Source organism: Nocardioides sp. GCM10027114 (assembly GCF_042659625.1).
Classification (GTDB): Bacteria; Actinomycetota; Actinomycetes; order Propionibacteriales; family Nocardioidaceae; genus Nocardioides.
In genome coordinates this window covers 80234-101433 of the sequence record NZ_JBHSSS010000013.1, presented here as the reverse complement: position 1 = coordinate 101433, position 21200 = coordinate 80234, and the positions used below count along the sequence as shown (strand labels likewise).

The window sequence follows — 21200 nt, the reverse complement described above, 5'->3', positions numbered from 1 at the left end:
CGTGGTGCAGAGCTGCCGGCTGCTGCCGTGCCCGGCTACTGCTGGGCTGCCGCCCCCGCGCCGGCCTCGAGCAGCCCGAGCTGCATCATCATCGACGCCGAGTCGAAGTAGCTCCGCTGTCGGTAGGGCATGTCGTCCTTGAACTCGATCACGTCGCAGAACTGCATGGTGACCTGCTTGCCGGTGGCCGGGATGTCCCCGGCTCCCGTGGACAGGGTGCCCGTGTGGGTTCCGTGCCCCGTGAACTCGACGACCGCGTAGTCGCCGGTCAGGTGGACCCGGTCGATCGTGGCGTGCCCGTCCGGGAAGGCGGCCAGCCACATCTCGTTGTACCTGCGTGCCCCGTCGCGGCCCTCGAACTTCTCGCCCGTCCCGACGATCGTGGTCGACCCCTCGGGGTGGGTCATCTCGACGGCCTCGTCGAGGGCGCGTTCGTTGAAGGCCTCGTAGAGCCTGCGGACCAGGCTCTCCCTCTTCTCCATGTCGGTCATAGTCGCCTCCGCTCCGACACCTGCCCCGCAGTCGACGCTAGACCGCCGAGAACTTCCCCGGAATGCGCCGTTTGGGCTCGCCCGGACGGGGGAATAGGTCCTGCAACCAGAGCTAGCGGGGGAGGATCGAGGAAGCCCCTCATGTTCACGCCGCGGTTCATGCCGTGCCCCGAGTGCGGCGAGTCGGTCGACCGGGCGAGTGCCGTGGCGCACTCCTGCACCGACGAACGCCGGGTCGACTACGAGATGGTGCAGCTCGCCGACGAGATCGCCGGCCTCGAGGAGGGGCTCCACCGCTACCTCGAGACGCCACCGGGACGGTTCGAGTCCTGGCTGGCCGCGATGCAGGTGCGCGCCGCCCGCTGACGCGTCAGTCGTTCCCGGCTTTCGGGGCAGCTCCGCAGCCGGCTCTCAGGGCAGCTCAGCAGCCGAGGCGCCCAGCACCTCCGGCATCGCGTCGAGATCCCGTAGCAGCCCGTCCAGGAGGTCTGCCGGCACCTCCGGTCGGGTCGTGCCCGCGACGTCAATGGTCGCCACCGCGGCCACGCCGCCCCGGAACACCCGGTTCTCCATGTGCTCGACGTTGAGGCCCGCCTCGCTCAGCAGGTCCAGCACCCGCGCGAGCACCCCCACCCGGTCGAGGTGACGCACGGTCAGGGTTGCCGAGCCCAGCCGGCTCGGGGCCAGGTTGACGCTGTTGCGGGCCTCGCCTGCCGCGAACGCGTCGACGATCTCGACGACGCCGTCGGCGACGGCGCGCTGCGCCTGCTCGGTCGATGCGCCGATGTGGTGGGTCCCGACCACCCGGGGGTGCTGCGCCACCGGTGACCGCCACTCGCCGGTCCCGGACGTCGGCTCGTCGGCGTACACGTCGAGCCCGGCGCGCACCGCCCCGGCGTCGAGGGCCTCGAGCAGCGCGTCCTCGTCGACGACGTCACCGCGCGAGGTGTTGAGGAGGATCGCGCCCGGTCGCATCGCCGCGAGGAAGTCCTTGTCGACGAGCCCGGTGGTCCCCTCCGACGCGGGGACGTGGAGCGAGACCGCGTCGCACGCCGCCAGCAGGTCGCGGAGCGAGTCGTGGAGCGTGATGCCGAGGGCCTCGATGCGGGCCAGGGTCTGCTCGTCGCGGCCGGGCTTCGACAGCGAGTGGAGCCGGATCCCGAACGACGCCGCACGCTCGGCGACGAGCAGCCCGATGGAGCCGAGCCCGATGATCCCGAGCGATGAGCCCAGCAGCCCCGATGCCTTGCCGTAGCCCTTCTTGTCCCAGCGGCCAGCCCGCAGGTCGGCGACGTTGTCGGGGATCCGCCGGTCGACGGCGAGCAGCAGCCCCAGGGTGAGCTCGGCGACGGCGGCCGCGTTGCGCCCGGGCACGTTGGCCACGAGCACGCCGCGCGCGGCGGCGGCATCGGTGTCGATGGTGTTGGTGCCGGCGCCGGCCCGGATGACCAGGGCGAGGCGGTCGGCCGCCTCGAACACGTCCGCGCCCACCCTGGTGCTGCGGACGACCAGGACGTCGACCCCGTCGATGCGGGAGGCGAGGTCGCCCGCGGACAGCCCGGGCTCCGAGACGCAGCGGTGGCCGCGCGACTCCAGCTCGGTGACGGTCTCGGCGGGCAGCGAGTCGGCGAGCAGGATGTGCATCCGGCGACCTCCGGGGTGGGCGCGTGCGGCGGCTGGTGGGGGACACCGTCACGCTAGCCGCGGGTCGCGGGCGGCGCCACGGCCCGGCCGTGTGCCACCCGACGGGTCAGGCGGAGGGGGCCGGAGGGTCGGGCGGCCGGAGCCGCTGGGCGACGTGGGCGAGGGCCTCCGCGGCGGCGGCCATGTCCTTGACCGCCTGGGTGTGCGAGCGCAGGTGCTCGCCGTACTCCTGCACCGCCTCGACGAGCACCTTGAGGGTCTCCCGGTCCTCCTCCAGGGCCTCCTCCAGCTCGTGGATCGCCAATGTCGGATTCTCCTGCTCGGCGGCCTCCTGCCGCCGCTCGAGCGCGGCGATCACGAAGTAGCCGACCACGGCGAGGCCGAGGGCGGCCAGGAAGACCTGCCCCTGCAGCGACCGGAAGAAGAGGATCGGGTAGCCGAGGCCGGGGACCGTGTGGACCACCTCGCCCCGGATCATGCCGGGCGTGGTGACGAACGCGTCCTTGCCGGGGTTGTTGTCGCCCTGGGTCACGAAGGTGACCTCGGAGCCGGTGCCGCGCTTCTCGACCACGCGGTGCACCACCTCGGCCGGCAGGCTCTTCTCCTCCTGCACCTCCTCGGGGAGGCTGATGGAGACGACGTCGCCGACCCTCACCTCGTGGCCCGGGACGCCGCGCAGCACCACCATGTCGCCCGGCGTCATCGTGGGCCGCATCGACTGGCCGTCGACGACGGCGAACGGCGGCGTCACACCCAGCGCCACCGACGCGGCGAAGTACGCCGCCACCCCGCCGAGGCTGAGGACGGGCACGAGCAGCCAGAGCACGTCACCCACGCCCCATCGGGGGCGCGGGGCCGCGTGCGCGTGCTGGCTTCTGCTCATCCGCCGACCTTCCGGGCACGCACGAACATGTCGACGGTGGCCAGCTCGGAGACCTGTCCCTGGGGGGCGTTGCCTCCCGGGTTGAGCAGGCTGGCGACGACCAGCCAGGTGCGCCGGTCGGTGGCGAGGCCGGCCGGCACGCACGGGGTCGTGCCGGTGGCGGTGCAGGTGGTGGCGCCCGCGGTGCCCCGCTGCGGCCGGAGGCCTCCGACGAGGTAGCTCGCGGCCATCAGCTGCGTGCCGCGGTCATCCCCGGAGGCCACCGTGCCGGGCCCGGTCGCCGTGAGGTCCCGGTAGGCGCAGAACGACTGCTGGTTGCCGTTCCAGCTCTCGGAGGCGGACAGCGTCACGTTGACCGCGTGGTTCGGGTCGGAGCCCGTGCAGTCCCCGGTCCGCACCGGGTAGTACAGCCCGAACCGGAGCTGCCACCCCTTGGTCCCGGTCTTCTTGAAGAACTCGCTCGCGTTCAGCCAGGCGAAGGAGATCCGGATGTTGGTGGCGAACGCTGCCGCCACGTCCACCCGGGCGAACTTGACGCCGCTCTCGTTCTTCGAGCCGCCCTTGCTGGTCGTCACCGCGTCGGACAGGGCCCGGACCTCCGCGACCGATCCGTCAGCGGCGGCGCCGGGCACGACGCCCACCTGCGCCTGCGTCGCCCCTGAGCTGGACAGGTAGGAGATTCCGCTCGCCGCCAGCGTCGCCGCGACCGCGGTCGCCAGCAGGCTCCGGCGCCGCCGGGCGCGGCGGCCCGCATTGACCGCCGGCGTGTGCTCCTCGTGAACGCTCATCTGCTTCCCCCACTTGCTCGTTCCACCCCGGACCCCCTCCGGCCCGGGTGCCGCTGACGGGGTCCCCGCTTCCCCATGAGGCGGGGACCCCGGGCCTCAGGTCAGGCCCAGGTCAGAGCTGGGTCGCGCGGACGAAGAACTGGGGCGACAGGCTGCCGTCGTCGGTGTTGGTGGCGATCGTGTAGAAGCTGCCGCCGGCCTCGAGCTTGAGCGTGTAGGTCTGGCCGGTGTCGACCACCCACGAGACGGTGCCCGAGTCCGAGGTGATCACCTGGTCGGCCGGCCCGGTTCCGGTGGTCGGGTCGAGGCTCAGGTTGAAGTTCCAGGACGAGTAGTTGACCGCGAGCTTGTCGAGGTTGGTGATGTAGACGCTCACCAGCATCTTTGAGGAGGTCGCCCCCGCCGGGTTGATGGAGGCGATCTTCTGGTCCCCGGTCGGAGCCTGCACCGAACCCGCCGACCCGACCGAGACGCTCCACGTCTGGGGCGTGCCCTGGGTGATGATGATGCCTGCCGAGCTCGACACGGCCGGACTCGACGTACTCGTGTCACCCGCGAAGTTGACCCCGAGGACGGCGACCAGCACGGACAGCAGTCCGGCGGACGTGAGGGCGAAGCGGCCGCGCAGCGGACGGCGACCCCGGGTGGGGGTGGCGGTCGGGCTGGCGGACCGTGCGGGCGTCAGGATCCCCGTGTTCATGAAGTGCTCCCAGTCTCGTGAGTCGTGGCGGGCACGACCCGAGACTGCGTGTCCCCCCGAACATGTCTCCCTCTGGCGGCCGCAGCGACCGCCTCTTGCACCATAGGGCTGAATCCTGCGACCCACTACCCAATAATGGGTAAAATGTGAATAGGCCAAAGGGCCCGGGCTTCAGTCCTCCGGGTCAGGTCGGGGCCGGGACGTCTGGCCCGCCGATCGCGTCCCGTGAACGGCGAAGGGCCCCGTCGTGACGACGGGGCCCTTCGTGCTCGTGGGCAGGGGCGGGGTCGAACCGCCGACCTTCCACTTTTCAGGCGGACGCTCGTACCAACTGAGCTACCTGCCCGAGCGAGGGGAACCATACCCGAGACCCACGGACCGCACGAAACCGCGGTCCGCCGACGGCGCCGGATGCAGGAGGGGCGCGGTTCAGGCGTCGGCGGCGAGCAGCGACTCGACGCGCGTGAAGAGGTCGGCGGGGTCGAACGGCTTGACGAGGTAGCCGTCGGCGCCGGCCGCGAGACCCTCCTGCACGTCGACCTCGCGGCCGCGCGCGGTGAGCAGCAGGACCGGGATGCCGGAGGTGGCCGCGTCGGCCTTGAGGGCGCGGGTCACGTCGAAGCCGTCGGGGCCGCCGGGCATCGACACGTCGAGCAGCACCAGCGCGGGCAGCCGCGAGCGCACCTCGCGCAGGGCGTCGTCCCCGTTGTCCGTGGCGACCACTTCGTGGCCCTGGTCCTCGAGGAGGAACGAGACGAGCTCCGACACGTCGGCGTCGTCGTCCGCCACCAGCACGACACTCATGACCACTCTCCCCGACGCTGCATCGACCAGCGCACGTCCTCAGGCTACCCGTCCACCGTCGCGGCCGCCGAGCGTTGCAGCTCGGTCGCCAGCGCTGCCGCCCGTTGCACCAGGTCGTCGGACTTCGAGGCGAGGTCGCCGCCGGCCTCGACTCCCTTGGTCCTGATGGCGAACGCCGTGAGCCGCATCGCGGTCAGCACGTTGTTGAGCTCGTGGATGACGTCCTCGGTGTCGCGGCGGTCCGTGTCGGCGAGGTCGTCGGTCGCCCCCGGCTCGACCTCGGCGGTGTCCACCAGTGTCCCGGTGGGCAGCCACCGGTAGCCGATGCCGCTCTCGGTGCGGATGAAGCGGGGCGAGTACGCGTCGTCGCGCAGCTTCGCCCGCAGTGAACGGACGTGGGCGCGCAGCGCCTGCCGGGACTCGTCGCCGTACGACGAGTCGTAGGCGCGGGTGAGCAGCCAGCGGTGGGTGACCAGCTTGCCGGGCTGGGTGACGAGTGCCTCGAGGAGCCGCCACTCGGTGGGTGTCAGCCGCACCTCGTCGCCGTCGACCTGCACCGAGCGGGCCACGAGGTCGACCTCGAGCCCGGGGAAGTGGAGCGTCGTCACCGGTGCGGCGGGCCCCCCGCTGCGGCGCAGCAGCGCGCCCAGCCGGGCGACCAGCTCGGGCATGCCGAAGGGCTTCTGGAGGAAGTCGTCGGCGCCGGCGTCGAGCGCCTCGACCCGGCGGGGCTCGTCGCTCATCTCCGAGAGCACGAGGATCGGCGCCTCGCACCACGGCCGGAGCCGGCGGATCGCCTCGAGCGCGTCCATGTCGGGCAGCTGCCCGTCGAGGACGATCAGATCGGGCCACCACGTCGAGGCCTGCAGCACGCCGTCCTCGCCGCTCGCGGCGGCCTGCACCTGGTGGCCGAGCCCCTCGAGCGCGCGGGTGAGGGCGAGCACCACCTGAGGCTCGTCGTCCATCACCAGCAACCGGGGCATGTGCGGAGCATACGGGCGCGGTGGCGACGGCGGGCACGGGTTGCCTTCACGGTTTCTTCACGGCACCGGCTGCCGCCTTCACACCACGCGCACACGCGCTCCCGCACCATTGATCAGGCACCCGGTCGGTCGGGACCCCCGCTCGGTCGGCCGGGTGCCTACGCATTCCCCCGGAGGGCGTCGGGCCCTCGTGTCCCTGCTCCGCCAATGCCGCGGCGGAGTTGGGGCCGAAGGCCCGACGCCCTTTATGCTTGCCGGGCAGTTCCGGCCCCCATCGTCTAGCGGCCTAGGACGTCGCCCTTTCACGGCGGTAGCACGGGTTCGAATCCCGTTGGGGGTGCCACCCGAAGTGGCTCGGAGTCCCGATTGGGAGTCCGCGACATCGATGGGTTAGAGTTCCACCCGCTTCACCAGTGAGGCACCAAGGCCCCGTAGCGCAGTTGGTTAGCGCGCCGCCCTGTCACGGCGGAGGCCGCGGGTTCGAGTCCCGTCGGGGTCGCCACAGCGAAAGGCCCGGATCGCCAGATCCGGGCCTTTCGGCATTTCACGGGCGCCGGTTGCCGGGTTCGGGTCGTCGCCGCGGCGCGGGCAGAATGGCGGCATGCCCGTGGAGATGGACCGCGCCGACTTCGAGCGGCTCGTCGAGACCTCCCTCGACGGCATCCCCGACGAGCTCGCCCAGCTGATCCACAACGTCGTCGTGCTCGTCGAGGACGAGCCGCCCGCGGACGACCCCGACCTGCTCGGGCTCTACGACGGGGTCGCGCTCACCGAGCGGTACGGCGACTACGGCATGCAGCTGCCCGATCGGATCTTCATCTTCCGCAACCCGCTCCTCGACATGTGCGACACCGAGGAGCAGCTGGTCGAGGAGGTGCGGATCACCGTCGTGCACGAGGTGGCCCACCACTTCGGCATCGACGACGACCGGCTCCACGACCTCGGCTACGCCTGAGCCACCCGGCCCGTGACCGGCACCTCGGTCGGGTCACTCAGGGTCGCTCAGCGTCACTCGTAGAGCGCGAATCCCGCGGCACAGGCCACCAGACCCGCCAGCACCGTCGACGCGACGTACGCCGTCCCGAGGGCCCGGCCGCGCTCGACCGCCTGGACAGCGAACGCGGAGAAGGTGGTGAGGCCGCCGCTGAAGCCCACGCCGACGAGCGCCCACAGGTGGTCGTCGAGCACCATCGCGGAGAAGGCGCCGAGCAGGAACGACCCGGCGACGTTGACGCCGAAGGTGCCCCACGGCACCCGGCCGTCCACGCCGTCCATGTGGTGGGCGGCGAGCAGCCGGCAGACGGCGCCGAGGCCCGCGCCGAGCGCCACGAGCAACGGGGTCACTCGTTGCCCTCCTCGTCCTCGAAGACCTGCTGCTCCGCCGGGGTGGAGAGCCGGTGGGCGAGCAGCACCGCGACGAGGCACGCCCCGACCGTGCCGACGAGGTAGGCCGACGCCTCGGCCGGCCGGGCGTCGGCGAGCAGCGCCCGACTCTCCTCGGCGTACGCCGAGAACGTGGTGAAGCCGCCGAGCAGGCCGGGCCCGAGGAGGACCGCCAGCCACTGTCGCCGGCGGACCGCAGCGACGGCCGGGAGGGCGGCCAGGGCGAAGGCGCCGACGACGTTGATGCCGAGCGTCGGCCACGGGAAGCCGTCACCTGCGGGGGCCAGCTGGCCGACGGTCCAGCGGAGCACGCCGCCTAGCGCGCCACCGACGGCGACGGCGAGGAGCAGGCGCGGCGTGAGCGGGCCGCGGCTCACCCGGGACCCGCGGTCACGGGACGCGCTGGCACTCGGGGCACGTCACGTGGTGGGGCCACGGCTGGGGCTCCTCGCCGGCGTGCTGGCGCACGAACTCGCCGAGGAACCACTGCTGGAACGCCCGCTGCTCGGGGGAGCGGGCCAGCGACAGCAGCCGCTCCTGACGGCAGAACTCATCGGCGAGGTCGAGCAGCTCGAGGAAGCGGCCGATCCGTCCGGCGACCGCGCGCGAGGTCACGACGACCAGGTCGGCCTGCTCCTCGCCCGCGTGGAGCACGGCGTCGCGCTGCCGCCGGTCGATGCCCTCGCGCAGCACCCGGTCGAGGGTGGCGAACATCTGGGTGAGGTCCTGGGCGAGGGGGTACTCGCCGTGGTGGGCGAGCGCCAGCAGCCGGACCTCGCGGCGCAGCTCGCGGTAGTGGTTCTGGAAGTCGACGAAGGCCCGCATCGGGACGTCGAGGACCTCGACCTGGATCAGGTCGGTGGCCGACTCCCGGTCGACCGAGGGGTCGGGGTCGCCCGTCACGACGCCGACGGCGCCGCCGTCCTCGCGCATCGCCGCAGCGGGGGAGAACCAGACGACCTTGCCGTCCTCCTCGATCTCGACCCCCCACGCGTCGGAGCAGCGGCTGACGATGTCGAGGCCGCGGCCGAAGGTCAGCAGCACCTCGTCCTCGTCGCCGAGGGTTGCTGCACCGGGCATCTCGGGCGGCTCGCAGGAGGCGTCGCCGACCTCGATGCGGGGGTGCTCGCGGGTGCCGCGGACGCGGACCGTGATCGGCTCGTCGCCGTGCAGCAGCGCGTTGGTGACCAGCTCGGAGACGCCCATCTCGGCGCACTCGACGAGGTCGGGACGGCCGGCGTCGCGGCAGACCTCGGCCACCCAGGTGCGTGCGCGGCTCGCTCCGCTGGGACCTGGGCCCAGATCGAGGGCGGGCCGGTTGAGCGGCACGATCTTGTCTCCCCTGGGGTCGCGGGCAACGGCCAGATGTCTGCGACATACCCGCCCCCACCGAGCCGCAAACCGAATCGCTGGGATTTTCGTCTTCGGACGGGGTGCCGGGCAACGGAACGCGCCGTGTGACCAACCGAACGTTGCCCGTACCGTGGTCGGATTCGTGGTTCCGGCCCGCGCGACGGGACAATGGGCCGTCCGGATGGGCCGGCACGGCGCCGTCCGTCACCGGAGAAAGGAAGCTCATGTCAGGCCAGGTCCCGGCACACCCGTCCACGGCTGCAGCAGACCAGACCGCAGGCGACCGACACCGGGTGGTGGTCGTCGGCTCGGGCTTCGGCGGGCTCTTCGGCACCAAGGCCCTGCGGCGCTCTCCGGTCGACGTGACCATGGTCGCGAAGACGACCCACCACCTCTTCCAGCCGCTGCTCTACCAGGTGGCCACCGGCATCCTGTCCCAGGGCGAGATCGCACCGCCGACGCGCGAGGTGCTGAGCCGCCAGAGCAACGCTCAGGTCCTGCTCGGCGAGGTCACCGCGATCGACCTCGAGAACCGTCTGGTGACGTCGCACGTGCTCGGCCGCGAGACCGTGACGGCGTACGACTCGCTGATCGTCGCCGCCGGTGCCGCCCAGAGCTACTTCGGCAACGACCACTTCGCCGAGTTCGCGCCCGGCATGAAGACCATCGACGACGCGCTCGAGCTTCGCGGCCGGATCTTCGGTGCCTTCGAGATGGCCGAGCTCGGCGCCAACCGCGGCGACGACGTCGACCACCTGCTCACCTTCGTGGTGGTCGGCGCCGGCCCCACCGGCGTCGAGATGGCCGGCCAGATCGCCGAGCTGGCCCATCGCACCCTGAAGCGGGACTTCCGCGCCATCAACACCCGGGAGGCCCGGGTGATCCTGGTCGACGCGGCGCCGCAGGTGCTGCCGCCGTTCGGCCAGAAGCTCGGCGAGAAGTCCAAGGCGGAGCTCGAGAAGCTCGGCGTCGAGGTCAGGCTCGGCGCGATGGTGACCGACGTCGACGAGCGCGGCATCGAGATGAAGTACAAGGACGGCCGGGTCGAGCGGATCGACGCCGTCACCAAGATCTGGGCCGCGGGCGTCCAGGCCAGCTCGCTCGGTCGGACGCTGTCGGAGCAGACCGGCGCGCCGCTGGACCGCGCCGGCCGGATCTCCGTCAACCCCGACCTGACCCTGCCGGGCCACCCCGAGGTCTTCGTCGTCGGCGACATGGCCTCGCTCGACAACCTGCCCGGCGTCGCCCAGGTCGCCATCCAGGGCGCCAAGTACGCCGCCAAGGAGATCGACGGCCGGCTGCGCGGCAAGGCACCGCAGAAGCCGTTCAAGTACTTCGACAAGGGCTCGATGGCGATCATCAGCCGGTTCCGCGCGGTCGCCCTGGTCGGCAAGGTCCGGCTCACCGGCGTCATCGCCTGGCTGATGTGGCTGGCCGTGCACCTCGTCTACATCACCGGCTTCAAGAACCGCGTGACGGCGCTGCTGCACTGGTTCATCTCGTTCCTCGGCCGCGGTCGGCAGGAGCGGACCACCACCGAGCAGCAGATCTTCGCCCGTTCCGCGCTGGCGCGGCTGCGCCGCGGCGCCACGGACCTGGTCTCCGAGCCGGGGGCGTACGACGCGGCCCGGCAGATGCTGGAGACCACCCGGCGCGCAGAGCTCGAGCAGCAGGCGGCCGAGGAGGCCCGGCTCACCGACGCCCACCAGCGGGGTGTCCCGGCCGAGCAGCGCCGCTGACCAGCGACGCGACCGGGGGCGCCCTGCGGCTCGCGACCCCGGACCTGTGCCTGCGCGCCTCCTGGGCCGAGGCGGTCGCAGAGTTCGCCGCGGCCGGCGACCACATGCACGGCTCGGGACTGTGGGACCTCGAGCGGCTCGACACCACCGAGGAGGGCTGCCGGAAGGTGGTCGACCACCTGCGCGAGCAGGGTGACCCGGCGACCGTGCTGCCCGAGGGCCGCGTGCACTCGTCGTACTTCTGGCTGGCCGTCGGGGAGACCTTCGTCGGCTACCTCGCGCTGCGTCACGCGCTGACCCCGTGGCTGCTCGACCAGGGCGGCCACGTCGGGTACTCGGTCCGCCCCTCGCACCGGGGACGGGGCCACGCGTCCCGGGCGCTCGCGCTGGCGCTCCCGGTCGCGGCAGACCTCGGGCTGGAGCGGGTGCTGCTGACCTGCGACGAGGACAACGTCGCCTCGCGCCGCACGATCGAGCGCAACGGCGGTGTGCTCGAGGACGCGCGCCGCGGGAAGCGGCGCTACTGGATCGCCACCGGGAGCTCACCCGCTGCGGGGTGACCCGGCCGCCGGTCACGCGTTGTGCCGTTCATGTGCGACCACCACTCGTCCGGCTCCTCCGCGGCGCCCACCGTCCGGCCCGGCCTGCCCACCACCCCGCTGACCCGTCGCGCCGCGCTGGGCTCCGCCGGCGCCGGCCTGCTGATGGCCGGTCTGCTGTCGCCGAGCACGGGTGCCGTCGCCGCCGCCGGCTCTCGCCCGGCCGTGGGTGCGCTGCGCCGCTCGCGGGTCGCGGGGGCCGGCACCACCCTCGTCCACGCCGACCTTCACAACCACACGCTGCTCTCGGACGGCGACGGCGACCCCGCACTCGCCTTCGACTCGCTGCGCAGCGCCGGCCTCGACGTCGCTGCGCTGACCGACCACGCGACGTACTCCGACAGCGTGCTGGGCGAGATCCTCGCCGGGATGCTGCCCGCGGAGTACCGGCAGGCCGCCGGCCTCACCCCCGAGGGCTGGGCCCGCACCAAGCAGTACGCCGACGCGGCGGACGCCGATGGCGCCTTCACCGCGATCCGCGGGTTCGAGTGGTCCGAGCCGCTGCTGGGCCACGTCAACGTGTGGTTCACCGAGCACTACGTCGACGTCCTCCAGGCCGGCGTGATGGCCCCGCTGCTGGAGTGGCTGCGCCGCGAGCCGGGGCTGGTGCTCGACGGGGGAGCCGACGGCATCGCGGGCTTCAACCACCCGGGCCGCGAGCCCGGCCGGTTCGAGGAGTTCCGCTTCGACCCGCGGGTGCGCGACCGGATGGTGTCCCTGGAGATGTTCAACCGGCGCGACGACTACCTCTTCGAGGGCTGGGCGGACGGCCGCTCCTCGCCGCTGTGCGCCTGCCTCAACGCCGGCTGGCGGACCGGCCTGTCGGGCGTGACCGACGAGCACGGCATCGACTGGGGCCACCCGGAGGGCAAGGGCCGGACCGGGCTCTGGGTGGACGAGCACTCCCGGGCCGGGGTGAAGGCGGCCATGCTGGCGCGGCGGTTCTTCGCCACCCGCACCTCCGGGCTGCGCGTCGACGCGCTGGCGCTGACGCCTGACCTGCGGCCGGCCCGGATGGGCTCGGTGCTGCCGATGCGGCGCGGCACGGCGACGTTCGTGCTCGACGTCGACCGCGGCGCCTCCTGGCGCGGACGCCGGCTGGACGTCCAGGTCCTGCGGCCCGGCCCGGAGGTCCCCGAGGTGGTGGCGGTGGAGCCGTTCGAGGTGGGCACGGTGCACCGGCTGCGGGTGCCGGTCGACGTCGCCGACGGCGACTGGGTGCTGCTGCGCGTCGCCGACCCCGACCAGCCCAACGCGACCCCCGGTCCCGCCGGCCAGCCCGGGAACGACCTCGGCATCGCCTACACCAGTCCGTGGTGGCTGGACCCGGACGCCGCCTGAAGTCGGTGATCGAGGTGCGAGGCCGGTCACGGCCGAGCCTCGAGATCCCCGCACGGGGGCAGGGCGCCGACCCTACGCAGGTCGCCTGTCCTGAGCAGGCGCGCCAGCGCCGTGTCGAAGGGAGCTCGTCGAGACCTACCTCAGCGGCACCGTCATCACGACGCACGGGGCCCGCTCGACCATGGCCCGGTCGATGTCCCGCCGGAAGAAGTCGAGCAGCGGCCGCGACGGGTGCACCCCCACGACCGCGAGCTCCTTGCCCTGCGCCGCGTTGACGAGCGCGTCCTCGGTGAGGCCGCGGACGAGCGCCGGGCGCACCTCGAGGTCGGGGAACTGGCCCGACAGCCGGTCGACGAGCTCGGCCAGCGCGCGGCGCCGCTCGTCGTGCCCGGCCTCGTCGTCGGGCACCGGGCCCGGAGGCAGCCCGTCGAACACCACGTTCAGCACGGTGAGCGGCAGCTTGCGGTCGGCAGCCTGCTGCGCGGCGACCGCCAGCGCCCGCTGGTCGGTCTCGGCCAGGTCGACCCCGACGAGGACGCCGTCGCGCATCAGGGTCCGGTCGTGCGGCCGGACGACCGCGACGGGGCAGTCGGCGTGCTGGGAGACCGCCAGGCTGACCGACCCCAGCAGCAGCCCGGTGAGGGTGCCGCGGCCCCGGGTGCCCACCACGAGCAGGCTGGCGGACCCGGAGAGGTCCATCAGCAGCGCGCGGGCGTCGACGGAGCGCAGCTCCTCGTGCACCTCGAGCCCCGGCCAGGTGGCGGCCACCTCCGACCGGGCGTGCCGGAGCACCTCGGCGCCCTCGTGCTCCAGCGCCCGGCGTACGACCGCGTGGTCGAGCCCGTAGACCTCCGGGCCCAGCGCGTCGAAACGGCCCACGGCGTGCGCGAGCACCAGCGGCCTGCCCTGCAGCGATGCCGTGTCGGCGGCCCACAGCAGGGCCCGGTGGCCCCCGCTCGAACCGTCGACGCCGACCACCACCGCACCCCGCGGGACAGAGGATGACGCCACGATCGATCACTCCCTCGCTGCCCGGTCGGGCGACCCGTGCCGACCGCGACGCGTCCACCCAAGCCCGGACATGCCCCGTCCGGGCAGGGGCTTTGGTCACCCGGCCGGGCGATTCGGGCCTGGTCCAGTCCGAGGGGCCGACTCACCCATCTTTGTGACGATCCAAGTGCCCTTCGGGGCGTTCAGGGACCCGATTAGGGACTTTGGTCCCTGTTGTGGGCTGGCTCACACAAGTTTCGTGTCCTCTCGGAAGGCCCGGGCCCCGCAGTTACGCACGGCGGACAGCCCGGGCCTCATGACGTGCACGGCCCCGTCGGGCCGTGACGATGTCCCCCGGCTGGAGGGTCCGGGGTGCGCCGGAATGACCCCCCTCGGTCAGCGGGTGCTGGCGAGCGCGGGCCGCTCGATCGAGACCCGCTGGTACGCCGCCGGCTCGTCGGACCGCCTGCCCATCCGGCCGCGGTGCTCGAGCCAGGCGGTCAGGAGGTCGAGTGCGGTGTCCTGCTGGTCGGTCGCAGCGTCCATGCCCCGACAACCGCGCAGGCCCGAGCTGGGTTACTCGCGAGTCGGAGCGGTCTGGACGGGTGGCCGGCGAGCAGTGGTGGTGAGTAGGCCCCGTGGGACTCGAACCCACAACCAAGAGATTAAAAGTCTCCTGCTCTGCCAATTGAGCTAGGGGCCCGGGGAGCCCCGCGCGGGAGCGCGGACCTCGGGTCGTCGGGTGGTGGTCTCTGTGCCCGCCATGCCCGGTGGGACAGCGTAGCGATGGCCCGACCGGGCCACGGGTGGGGGACGCGACGGGTCAGGCCTTTAGCAGACGTCCCGTGACCTGTCGCGTCGAACACGCCGCGTCCGGGACCTAGGGCCCCGAATTCACGAAATCCTCACGAGTGCGCGCGGAGCGCCGCACAGTGAATGGCGTGACTCGGCTTGATACGTTCCGCCGCCCGTCGGAGGGTCGCCCTCCGCTCTGGTTGCGGCGCGCCCTGCCAGTGGTGCTGCTGGCGGTCCTGTGCGGCGTCCTGGCGGCGCCCGCCGAGGCGCGACGGGCCAAGCGCCCGCAGCCCGTGACGACGCCCGTCCCGACAGAGCGGGCCTTCGGCGTCGCGGCCGACCACGTCCCGTGGGACCTGTCGACGGTCGACGAGGTCGCCGGGATGACGGGCCGAGAGGTCGACCGGGTCACCTGGTACTCCGCCTGGGCCCACCAGGAGGACTTCCCCGCCGCCGAGGTGGGACGGATCGCCGACCGCGGCGCGACCCCCGTCATCACCTGGGAGGCGTGGGACCCGGCCGCCGGCACCTACCAACCGGAGTACTCGCTCGACCGGATCGCGGCCGGCCGCCACGACCGCTACCTCACCCGCTTCGCCCGCCAGGTCCGCAGCTACGGCCGACCGCTGGTGATCCGGCTCGGCCACGAGATGAACGGCAGCTGGTACCCATGGGCCGAGGGGGTCAACGGCAACGGGCCCGGTGACTTCGTCGCCGCCTGGCGGCACGTCGTGGACCTCTTCCGCGGCATGCGGGTCACCAACGTGACCTGGTCCTGGTCGCCCAACATCCCGTACGACGGCTCGACGCCGCTGCCGGGCCTCTTCCCGGGCGACGCCTGGGTCGACGAGGTGGCCCTCGACGGCTACAACTGGGGCACCACCCAGCCGTGGTCGAGCTGGCAGTCCTTCGGCGAGGTCTTCGGGCCCGGGGTGCAGCAGCTGAGCCTCCTGAGCCGGCGCCCCATCCACATCGGCGAGACCGGCAGCGCCGAGCACGGCGGCGACAAGGGCGAGTGGGTCCGTGGCATGTTCGCCTGGCTCGAGCGGCACCCCGAGGTGCGCAGCGTGACCTGGTTCCAGCTGAACAAGGAGACCGACTGGAGGATCAACTCCTCGGACCACTCGCTGGACGCCTTCCGCGCCGGCCTCGCGACGTACTGACCAGGCCCCGGTGGTCCGCCCGTGACCCGGGTCACTACTCGCCGGTAACGATTCTTCGATCCCGGGTCCGTTCGGGGACCATGGCGACTCGTGCCCCCCTTCCTCGAGCCGCTGACGCCCGCCGCCGCGCCGGCGTCGCGCCGGCCCTCCCCGAGCGCGGACGCGCACGTGGCGTCCGCGGCGACGGCGGCGACCGCGCAGGTCGCACCGGCCACCGGCCGGGTCGGGTGGGCCGACGTCGCCAAGGGGCTGTGCATCCTCCTCGTGGTGCTGCACCACGTCGTGGGCAAGCACCTGCCCGAGGCGGTCGCGCTGCTCGGCGCCCCGCAGCTGGTGCTGACGGCCTGGGACGCCTTCGACGTCGTCTTCAAGCCGATGCGGATGCCCCTGTTCTTCCTGATCTCCGGCATGTTCTGCGCGAGCGCCCTGCGGCGGCCCTGGGGCCAGGTGCTGGTCCGCAAGGTGGTCACCCCCTACTGGGTGTACGCCGTCTGGCTGGGGCTGCACGCCGTCGTCTTCACCCACTTCGCGACCAGCATCGGCACCCACCGGGCGCCGCTGGGTCCCGAGCTGCTCGGCTACCTGCTCTACGCCGCCACCGGGCTCTGGTACCTCTACGCCCTCGCCGCCTACTTCGTGCTCGCCCGACTCCTGCGTGGGCTTCCGGCGTGGCTCGTGGTCGCCGCCGCGGCTGCGCTCTCCGCTGCCACGACCTGGCTGCCCCTCGAGGGGGTCAACCGGGAGTCCGTGGTCGAGTGCTTCGTCTACTTCCTCGCCGGAGCCCGGCTCCCGGACCTGCTGCGCCGGATGCCCCTCCTGCCGGTCGGCGGGCTGCTGCCGCTGCTCGTCGGGTACGGCGCCCTGGCCGCGACGTGCGCCGTACTCGACGTGCCCCACAGCCTGAAGTACCTGCTTCTCGCCGCGCCGGCGGTGGTGCTCGGCGCCCAGCTGGCGATGCACCTCGAGCAGCGCCCCCGGGTCGGCCCGGGGCTGGCGGCGCTGGGGCGGCGCACCCTGCCGGTCTACGTGCTCCACATGGTCCTGCTCGGCCTGCTGCACGAGGTCGTGCTGCGGCTGCCCGACGCCGATGTCGCCCCCGGCGGCCACCCGGCGGCGCTCGTCCTCGCCACCGTCGTGGCACTGGCCTGGCCCGCCGTGCTCACCGCGGCGCTCGTCGTCGCCTGCCTCGGGCTGCAGCGCGGGCTCGTGGCGTCCGGTGCGGGTGTGCTCTTCGCCCCGCCTGCACGGCTCGTCGGAAGCGCTCGGCCGAAGGCGGCGCGCAAGCCCGACACGGCGCCGGAGCGGGCACTACCCAATATTGGGTAGCACTTCCTGAACCCCTGCAGCCCCCTCGGCCCCTCAGCACAGTGGGATCCGTTGGGGGTTCGTTTCGAGTGGGGGTAACACAACCATGAGCATCATCACTGACAATGCGCAGGGCCAGCGCTTCGGGACCGTCCGCAAGGACGGCTACGACACCGATGAGGTCGACCAGTTCGTCGAGCACCTGGAGCGGAGGGTCCAGGAGCTAGAGATGAAGCGCTCCGTCCTCGAGGAGGCCAACAGCCTCCTCCACGAGCAGCTTCTCCGTCTCCAGGAGCAGGTCCGGGACGCCGAGGCGGAGAACGCACAGCTCCTCGCCGACTTCGAGACGGCCATGGCGGAGGCGGGATCGGCTCCGGCCCCGCAGCCCGTCCAGCCGGCCGCCCCGGCGGACGACTCGCCGTCGTTCGCCGTGGCCCGGCTGCTGGAGATCGCCACCCGTGACGCCGACGAGCTCGTCGAGGTCGCCCGCGCCCAGGCCGGCGAGATGCTGGAGTCCGCCCGCAGCGAGGCCGACGAGGTGGTCGGTTCCGCCCGCGGCGAGGCCGAGCAGATGGTCGGCTCCGCCCGTGAGGAGGCCGAGCAGGTCGTCGGTTCCGCTCGCACCGAGGCCGACCGGGTCCGTACGGACCTCGACCGGCTGCGCTCCGAGGTCGAGGCCCGGATCGCCGAGCTGACCGAGCACGAGAGCCGCAACCGCGCCCACCTGGTGGCGTGGCACCGCGACCAGCTCTCCGCCCTCGGCGAGCTCTCCGCGCAGGCGCAGGACCAGGCGCAGGGCGAGTCGGACGACGAGGCCCGGTTCGAGGACGGGTACGACGCCGACTACGAGTCCGAGCACGAGGCCGACGACGTGGCCTGACGCGCCGCCGTACACGACGAAGCCGCCCGGCCCCGCTCGAAACGGGGCCGGGCGGCCCCGTCATGCCCCGCCATGTCCGTCACGCCGAGAGCGTCTGCAGCATCGTGCCGAGCTCGCGTGATCCCGGGATGCCCCGGAGGGCCGTCGGGTCGATCGTCAGGGTCTTGTGGATGAGCGCCAGCATCGTCTCGAGCTCGTCACGGTCCGCCCGGTCCGAGGTCGTCCCGTCCGACTCGAGGACGGCGAGGAACGCGTAGCGGGTCTCGGTGCTCACTCCGAGCGCCAGATCCGTGGCGAGGAGTGACCGCATCTGCTCGTAGGCGCGGACGGCCTCCGCCCGCGCCCCGGTCCGCGCCAGGGCGAACATCAGCGCACGCAGCGCCTCCTCCGAGTACGGCGACCGTGCGAGCGCCTCCCTGGCGAGCCGGGTGGCCTGGGTGTGGCGGCCGGCCCGGTTGGCCTGGCCGGCCGCGCGGGTGCACGCCTGCCCGAGCCGCTGGGTGAAGGCCTCACGTGCCTCGGTGGCCCAGCTCGCGTAGGGCTCGTCGGCGAGCAGGTCGCCCGTGGCCAGGTCCAGGGCGCGGCCCACCGCCTCCTCATCCCCGGCGAGGAGGCGGCCGACCTCCGAGACGTCGACCTGCACGCGGTCGGCGTCGAGCAGGTAGCCCCCGTGGACCGTGGCCACGGGGGCCGGGCCCGCGGCCACGAGGCGGAGGGTGCGTCGGAGCACGCACACGTAGCTCTCGACGGTGCCCACGTAGCAGGCAGGCGGCCGGCCGTCCCACAGCCTGTCGGCCAGCAGCTCCTTGCTGACGGACACCCCCGGCCGGAGTGCCAGCATCTCGAGCAGCTGACGCGGCTTGACGCCGCCCAGCCCCTTCCCGGTCAACCTGCCGGCCTCCCCGCTGACCGTCGTCCGTCCCAGCAGCTCGATCGTGATCACCTGGTCACCCCTCCCACGGCCCCACCCCACGACCTCCATCGTCGGTCGAGGAGGACGGGGGCGGCAGCCCACGGTGGGGGCACCCGCACCCCCCGGCTGCGGTGACCCGGCCGGGCCACTCTGCCCAGAATGGGTCAGGCGAACGCCGGCCCGGGGGTCGACGACGGCGGGTCAAGGAATACCCAAGGCCGGTGCCCGACTGTGAAGCCCTCTCGGACGCGGCGCACCCCGTCACCCCCCCCACCGGGGTGCGTTCGCGTGGGGGGCCCGGTTCGGCGGCGTCTCAGTCGCGGGTGCTGCCCTCGAGGTCCGGCAGGTGGGCCGGGATCGCGACGTGGAGCCGGGCGCCCCGGGGCTCCCGCTGGACGAGCTCGACCCTCCCGCCGACGTCCCCGAGGAGCCGTCCGAGCAGGCGGAGCCCAACGTGCTCGGCGCTGGCCGGCGGCGCCTCGCCGGGCCCGCGTCCGTCGTCCTCGACGACGATGTCGATCCACTGCCCGCGCTGGTGGACCTCGACGCACGCCTCGCTGGCCTCGGCGTGGTGGCGGACGTTCAGCAGCCCTTCGCGCACGGCCCGGTAGACGAGGCCGCCCACGGTCGCCGCCGGGGTGAGCTCCGGGTCGATGAAGGTCCGCACGGGGAGTCCGGCGTCCCGCTGACGCTGGGCGAGTGCCTCGAGCGTGGGGGCGAGGCCGGAGCCGTCCAGTCCCGTCGGGACGAGGTCGGCGAGCATTCCGCGCAGCGTCCGTAGGGTCTCCACCGCCACGTCGTTCAGCTGCTGCCCGGTTCGTCGGGCCGTCTCGCCCTCGGGAGTCTCCGGGAGCTGCTGCAGCACTCCCGGAAGCGAGTACCCGAGCGCGGACAGGTCCTGGATCACGTCGTCGTGAAGCACCTGGGCGATGCGGGCGCGCTCGCGGTGCCAGGCGTGCAGGGACCGCCGCAGGATGATGGCCCGCTGGGTGCTCGACCGGTCGACTCGTCGGGCCAGCGAGAGCGAGAGGGGAAGGACGAGGACGGCCAGCAGCAGCAGCGAGCCGAGTGTCAGCGGCAGCACCTCGCCCAGGATCGTGCGGGTGTCCGACTGGAGCAGGGCGCGGGGTGTGTAGGCCTCGAAGATGAAGGGCTCCCCGTCCGCGTCGCGAGCGCCGACGTACACCTCGACCAGGGCCCCTTCCCGCTCGGAGGTGGAATGGCTTTCCCGCGGGTGGTCCTCGGTGTCGGTCACGATGGCGCCGCCGTCGGCGGTGGCGCGCAGCACCTCGGGTCGCAGGGACTCGCGCGACCCGACGATTCCGGGGTCGTCCGCCCACAGGATCCGGCCGTCCCGGTCGTAGACGACCACGTGTGCCACGGATCCGTCGCGCATCCGGTTGCGCATCGCCGTGTCGAGGGCTCGCACCGCGGCGGGGTCTCCGCGCCGCACGGCGTCGTTCACGAGCGGAGCGGCGATTCCCTCGGCGATCCCGGTGGTGCGCACGCGCGCGTCGCGCACCGCCTCCTCGTTGACGATGTGCCTGCTGACCAGCGCCGTCCCTACACCGACCAGTGCCAGGGCCGCGGCCATGGAGAGGCCGAAGCGGACCACGGCCGCCGTGATCGCCGAGCCCCGCTGGAGTCGTACGGATGGTCGTGACCGGCTCACGGGTCGGTCACGAGGTGCTTCCTCCGAGCCAGGGCGACCGCTTCGAGCTGGGTGTGGGCGCCCAGCTTCCAGAGGACGGACTTGATGTAGCCGCGACAGGTGTTCCGGGTGATCCCCAGCTGCTCGGCGATCTCGGTCGCCGTCAGCCCCACCGCGAGCATCGTCAGCACCTCGAGCTCGCGGCGACTCAGGAGGTTCTGGTCCTCGAGGGCGGGGCCCAGGATCAGCTTGGGGTGGACGAGGAGGCCGCCCGCCCCCGCGTGCTTCAGCGCTTCGAGGAGCTCCGGCAGCGAGCCGTCCTTGGGCAGGAGGGACGACGCGCCCGCCTCGGCTGCACGCTGGACCATGCGGGGGTCCGCCCGCCCGGTGAGCACCACGACGTGGACGTCGGGGAAGCGGGCGCGGATCTGCGCGGCGGCCGTGAGGCCGTCGGTGTGGCCGGGAAACTCGTAGTCCATGACGACGAGGTCGGGCCTCAGGCGGGCGACCAGGGTGAGCCCGGCGTCGGGGTCGTAGGCGGTGCCCACGCACTGCAGCCCGGGCACCCCGTCGAGTGCGTGGCTGAGCAGCTCCACGAACGTGCGGTGGTCGTCGACGATCACGATGCGGCGGGTGGTCGGCGCACGACTGCCCTCCCCGTCGGCTCCACCCCGGGCGACCTGGGTGGCCATGCTCCACCTCCCCGGCTGAGCCCCCACCGCCCACCGTAGGAAGTGTTCGGTCGCGGGCCGAGGGCAAACGCGTCGGTTACCCACGTTTGGGGAGCCGGGGCAG

23 protein-coding genes and 4 tRNA genes are annotated in these 21200 nt (G+C 72.9%); 10 read left to right on the top strand and 17 right to left on the bottom strand.

From position 1 onward, the window contains the following. Nucleotides 1–35 precede the first annotated feature (35 nt). On the bottom strand, nucleotides 36–482 hold the full coding sequence (locus ACFP2E_RS07540) for an ester cyclase (protein ID WP_378524783.1): 447 nt from the start codon (nucleotides 480–482) through the stop codon (nucleotides 36–38). A gap of 150 nt (nucleotides 483–632) precedes the next feature. Between ACFP2E_RS07540 and ACFP2E_RS07535 the strand changes: the two genes are divergently transcribed. Next, entirely contained in the window at nucleotides 633–857 is a 225-nt protein-coding gene (locus ACFP2E_RS07535; protein WP_378524782.1) for a hypothetical protein, read from the top strand. Between the two features lie 45 nt (nucleotides 858–902). Here ACFP2E_RS07535 and ACFP2E_RS07530 read toward each other — a convergent pair whose 3' ends face one another. From ACFP2E_RS07530 to ACFP2E_RS07500, 7 genes are all read right to left on the bottom strand, one after another. After that, nucleotides 903–2135 carry a phosphoglycerate dehydrogenase gene (locus tag ACFP2E_RS07530; protein WP_378524781.1) on the bottom strand — a complete coding sequence of 411 codons (1233 nt, stop codon included), beginning with the start codon at nucleotides 2133–2135 and terminating at the stop codon, nucleotides 903–905. Nucleotides 2136–2241: 106 nt separating this feature from the next. Beyond that, nucleotides 2242–3018: a signal peptidase I gene (locus tag ACFP2E_RS07525; RefSeq protein WP_378524780.1), complete on the bottom strand. Its 777-nt coding sequence runs from the start codon at nucleotides 3016–3018 to the stop codon at nucleotides 2242–2244. Beyond that, nucleotides 3015–3806 (bottom strand): hypothetical protein, encoded by a 792-nt coding sequence (locus ACFP2E_RS07520; RefSeq protein ID WP_378524779.1) that lies wholly within the window; start codon nucleotides 3804–3806, stop codon nucleotides 3015–3017. Before ACFP2E_RS07520 ends, ACFP2E_RS07525 begins: the two co-directional genes overlap by 4 nt. A 112-nt stretch (nucleotides 3807–3918) precedes the next feature. Continuing rightward, nucleotides 3919–4506 carry a hypothetical protein gene (locus ACFP2E_RS07515; protein ID WP_378524778.1) on the bottom strand — a complete coding sequence of 196 codons (588 nt, stop codon included), beginning with the start codon at nucleotides 4504–4506 and terminating at the stop codon, nucleotides 3919–3921. Between the two features lie 272 nt (nucleotides 4507–4778). Next, nucleotides 4779–4852 (bottom strand) — tRNA-Phe (locus ACFP2E_RS07510). Between the two features lie 83 nt (nucleotides 4853–4935). Next, complete coding sequence (locus tag ACFP2E_RS07505) at nucleotides 4936–5310, bottom strand: response regulator transcription factor (protein WP_378524777.1); 375 nt, start codon at nucleotides 5308–5310, stop codon at nucleotides 4936–4938. Between the two features lie 44 nt (nucleotides 5311–5354). After that, the gene (locus ACFP2E_RS07500) at nucleotides 5355–6293 is read right to left on the bottom strand and encodes a response regulator transcription factor (RefSeq protein ID WP_378524776.1); all 939 of its coding nucleotides are present in this window, start codon (nucleotides 6291–6293) and stop codon (nucleotides 5355–5357) included. A gap of 267 nt (nucleotides 6294–6560) precedes the next feature. Between ACFP2E_RS07500 and ACFP2E_RS07495 the strand changes: the two genes are divergently transcribed. From ACFP2E_RS07495 to ACFP2E_RS07485, 3 genes are all read left to right on the top strand, one after another. After that, nucleotides 6561–6636: transfer RNA gene (locus ACFP2E_RS07495), tRNA-Glu, on the top strand. 82 nt (nucleotides 6637–6718) lie between these two features. Then, nucleotides 6719–6795, top strand: a tRNA-Asp gene (locus ACFP2E_RS07490). 99 nt (nucleotides 6796–6894) lie between these two features. Then, nucleotides 6895–7248, top strand: coding sequence for a metallopeptidase family protein (locus tag ACFP2E_RS07485; protein WP_378524775.1), 354 nt, complete (start codon nucleotides 6895–6897; stop codon nucleotides 7246–7248). 53 nt (nucleotides 7249–7301) lie between these two features. Here the strand turns inward: ACFP2E_RS07485 and ACFP2E_RS07480 are convergent, their stop codons facing one another. The 3 genes from ACFP2E_RS07480 to ACFP2E_RS07470 are packed head-to-tail and all read right to left on the bottom strand — an operon-like array spanning nucleotide 7302 to nucleotide 9005. Continuing rightward, nucleotides 7302–7637 carry a fluoride efflux transporter FluC gene (locus ACFP2E_RS07480; protein WP_378524774.1) on the bottom strand — a complete coding sequence of 112 codons (336 nt, stop codon included), beginning with the start codon at nucleotides 7635–7637 and terminating at the stop codon, nucleotides 7302–7304. Then, complete coding sequence (locus tag ACFP2E_RS07475) at nucleotides 7634–8053, bottom strand: fluoride efflux transporter FluC (protein WP_378524773.1); 420 nt, start codon at nucleotides 8051–8053, stop codon at nucleotides 7634–7636. Before ACFP2E_RS07475 ends, ACFP2E_RS07480 begins: the two co-directional genes overlap by 4 nt. Before the next feature lie 13 nt (nucleotides 8054–8066). Further along, the gene (locus tag ACFP2E_RS07470; RefSeq protein WP_378524772.1) at nucleotides 8067–9005 is read right to left on the bottom strand and encodes an ATP-binding protein; all 939 of its coding nucleotides are present in this window, start codon (nucleotides 9003–9005) and stop codon (nucleotides 8067–8069) included. A gap of 248 nt (nucleotides 9006–9253) precedes the next feature. Between ACFP2E_RS07470 and ACFP2E_RS07465 the strand changes: the two genes are divergently transcribed. From ACFP2E_RS07465 to ACFP2E_RS07455, 3 genes are all read left to right on the top strand, one after another. Next, nucleotides 9254–10768, top strand: a complete 1515-nt coding sequence (locus tag ACFP2E_RS07465; RefSeq protein ID WP_378524771.1) for an NAD(P)/FAD-dependent oxidoreductase — start codon at nucleotides 9254–9256, stop codon at nucleotides 10766–10768. A 104-nt stretch (nucleotides 10769–10872) separates the two neighbouring features. Next, nucleotides 10873–11328 carry a GNAT family N-acetyltransferase gene (locus ACFP2E_RS07460; protein ID WP_378524770.1) on the top strand — a complete coding sequence of 152 codons (456 nt, stop codon included), beginning with the start codon at nucleotides 10873–10875 and terminating at the stop codon, nucleotides 11326–11328. Nucleotides 11329–11358: 30 nt separating this feature from the next. After that, nucleotides 11359–12708 (top strand): CehA/McbA family metallohydrolase, encoded by a 1350-nt coding sequence (locus tag ACFP2E_RS07455; RefSeq protein WP_378524769.1) that lies wholly within the window; start codon nucleotides 11359–11361, stop codon nucleotides 12706–12708. Nucleotides 12709–12843: 135 nt separating this feature from the next. Here the strand turns inward: ACFP2E_RS07455 and ACFP2E_RS07450 are convergent, their stop codons facing one another. From ACFP2E_RS07450 to ACFP2E_RS07440, 3 genes are all read right to left on the bottom strand, one after another. Beyond that, complete coding sequence (locus ACFP2E_RS07450) at nucleotides 12844–13719, bottom strand: universal stress protein (protein ID WP_378524768.1); 876 nt, start codon at nucleotides 13717–13719, stop codon at nucleotides 12844–12846. A gap of 375 nt (nucleotides 13720–14094) precedes the next feature. Continuing rightward, complete coding sequence (locus ACFP2E_RS07445; RefSeq protein ID WP_378524767.1) at nucleotides 14095–14244, bottom strand: hypothetical protein; 150 nt, start codon at nucleotides 14242–14244, stop codon at nucleotides 14095–14097. Between the two features lie 84 nt (nucleotides 14245–14328). Continuing rightward, nucleotides 14329–14401: transfer RNA gene (locus ACFP2E_RS07440), tRNA-Lys, on the bottom strand. A gap of 238 nt (nucleotides 14402–14639) precedes the next feature. Here ACFP2E_RS07440 and ACFP2E_RS07435 point away from each other — a divergent pair. From ACFP2E_RS07435 to ACFP2E_RS07425, 3 genes are all read left to right on the top strand, one after another. Beyond that, entirely contained in the window at nucleotides 14640–15656 is a 1017-nt protein-coding gene (locus ACFP2E_RS07435) for a glycoside hydrolase family 26 protein (protein WP_378524766.1), read from the top strand. Nucleotides 15657–15746: 90 nt separating this feature from the next. After that, nucleotides 15747–16982 (top strand): acyltransferase family protein, encoded by a 1236-nt coding sequence (locus ACFP2E_RS07430; protein WP_378524765.1) that lies wholly within the window; start codon nucleotides 15747–15749, stop codon nucleotides 16980–16982. A gap of 85 nt (nucleotides 16983–17067) precedes the next feature. Beyond that, nucleotides 17068–17841, top strand: a complete 774-nt coding sequence (locus ACFP2E_RS07425) for a hypothetical protein (RefSeq protein ID WP_378524764.1) — start codon at nucleotides 17068–17070, stop codon at nucleotides 17839–17841. A 79-nt stretch (nucleotides 17842–17920) separates the two neighbouring features. Here ACFP2E_RS07425 and ACFP2E_RS07420 read toward each other — a convergent pair whose 3' ends face one another. The 3 genes from ACFP2E_RS07420 to ACFP2E_RS07410 form a co-directional block, all read right to left on the bottom strand. Further along, nucleotides 17921–18784 (bottom strand): BTAD domain-containing putative transcriptional regulator, encoded by an 864-nt coding sequence (locus tag ACFP2E_RS07420; RefSeq protein ID WP_378524763.1) that lies wholly within the window; start codon nucleotides 18782–18784, stop codon nucleotides 17921–17923. Nucleotides 18785–19067: 283 nt separating this feature from the next. Continuing rightward, nucleotides 19068–20369 carry a sensor histidine kinase gene (locus ACFP2E_RS07415; RefSeq protein WP_378524762.1) on the bottom strand — a complete coding sequence of 434 codons (1302 nt, stop codon included), beginning with the start codon at nucleotides 20367–20369 and terminating at the stop codon, nucleotides 19068–19070. 53 nt (nucleotides 20370–20422) lie between these two features. Beyond that, on the bottom strand, nucleotides 20423–21097 hold the full coding sequence (locus ACFP2E_RS07410) for a response regulator (protein ID WP_378524761.1): 675 nt from the start codon (nucleotides 21095–21097) through the stop codon (nucleotides 20423–20425). Between the last annotated feature and the right edge of the window lie 103 nt (nucleotides 21098–21200).

Bases quoted from the DNA above. Each gene is read 5' to 3' on its own strand.
- ACFP2E_RS07540 (WP_378524783.1), bottom strand. From the start codon at position 482: ATGGAGAAGAGGGAGAGCCTGGTCCGCAGGCTCTACGAGGCCTTCAAC.
- ACFP2E_RS07535 (WP_378524782.1), top strand. From the start codon at position 633: ATGTTCACGCCGCGGTTCATGCCGTGCCCCGAGTGCGGCGAGTCGGTC.
- ACFP2E_RS07530 (WP_378524781.1), bottom strand. From the start codon at position 2,135: ATGCACATCCTGCTCGCCGACTCGCTGCCCGCCGAGACCGTCACCGAG.
- ACFP2E_RS07525 (WP_378524780.1), bottom strand. From the start codon at position 3,018: ATGAGCAGAAGCCAGCACGCGCACGCGGCCCCGCGCCCCCGATGGGGC.
- ACFP2E_RS07520 (WP_378524779.1), bottom strand. From the start codon at position 3,806: ATGAGCGTTCACGAGGAGCACACGCCGGCGGTCAATGCGGGCCGCCGC.
- ACFP2E_RS07515 (WP_378524778.1), bottom strand. From the start codon at position 4,506: ATGAACACGGGGATCCTGACGCCCGCACGGTCCGCCAGCCCGACCGCC.
- ACFP2E_RS07505 (WP_378524777.1), bottom strand. From the start codon at position 5,310: ATGAGTGTCGTGCTGGTGGCGGACGACGACGCCGACGTGTCGGAGCTC.
- ACFP2E_RS07500 (WP_378524776.1), bottom strand. From the start codon at position 6,293: ATGCCCCGGTTGCTGGTGATGGACGACGAGCCTCAGGTGGTGCTCGCC.
- ACFP2E_RS07485 (WP_378524775.1), top strand. From the start codon at position 6,895: ATGCCCGTGGAGATGGACCGCGCCGACTTCGAGCGGCTCGTCGAGACC.
- ACFP2E_RS07465 (WP_378524771.1), top strand. From the start codon at position 9,254: ATGTCAGGCCAGGTCCCGGCACACCCGTCCACGGCTGCAGCAGACCAG.
- ACFP2E_RS07460 (WP_378524770.1), top strand. From the start codon at position 10,873: ATGCACGGCTCGGGACTGTGGGACCTCGAGCGGCTCGACACCACCGAG.
- ACFP2E_RS07455 (WP_378524769.1), top strand. From the start codon at position 11,359: ATGTGCGACCACCACTCGTCCGGCTCCTCCGCGGCGCCCACCGTCCGG.
- ACFP2E_RS07445 (WP_378524767.1), bottom strand. From the start codon at position 14,244: ATGGACGCTGCGACCGACCAGCAGGACACCGCACTCGACCTCCTGACC.
- ACFP2E_RS07425 (WP_378524764.1), top strand. From the start codon at position 17,068: ATGAGCATCATCACTGACAATGCGCAGGGCCAGCGCTTCGGGACCGTC.
- ACFP2E_RS07410 (WP_378524761.1), bottom strand. From the start codon at position 21,097: ATGGCCACCCAGGTCGCCCGGGGTGGAGCCGACGGGGAGGGCAGTCGT.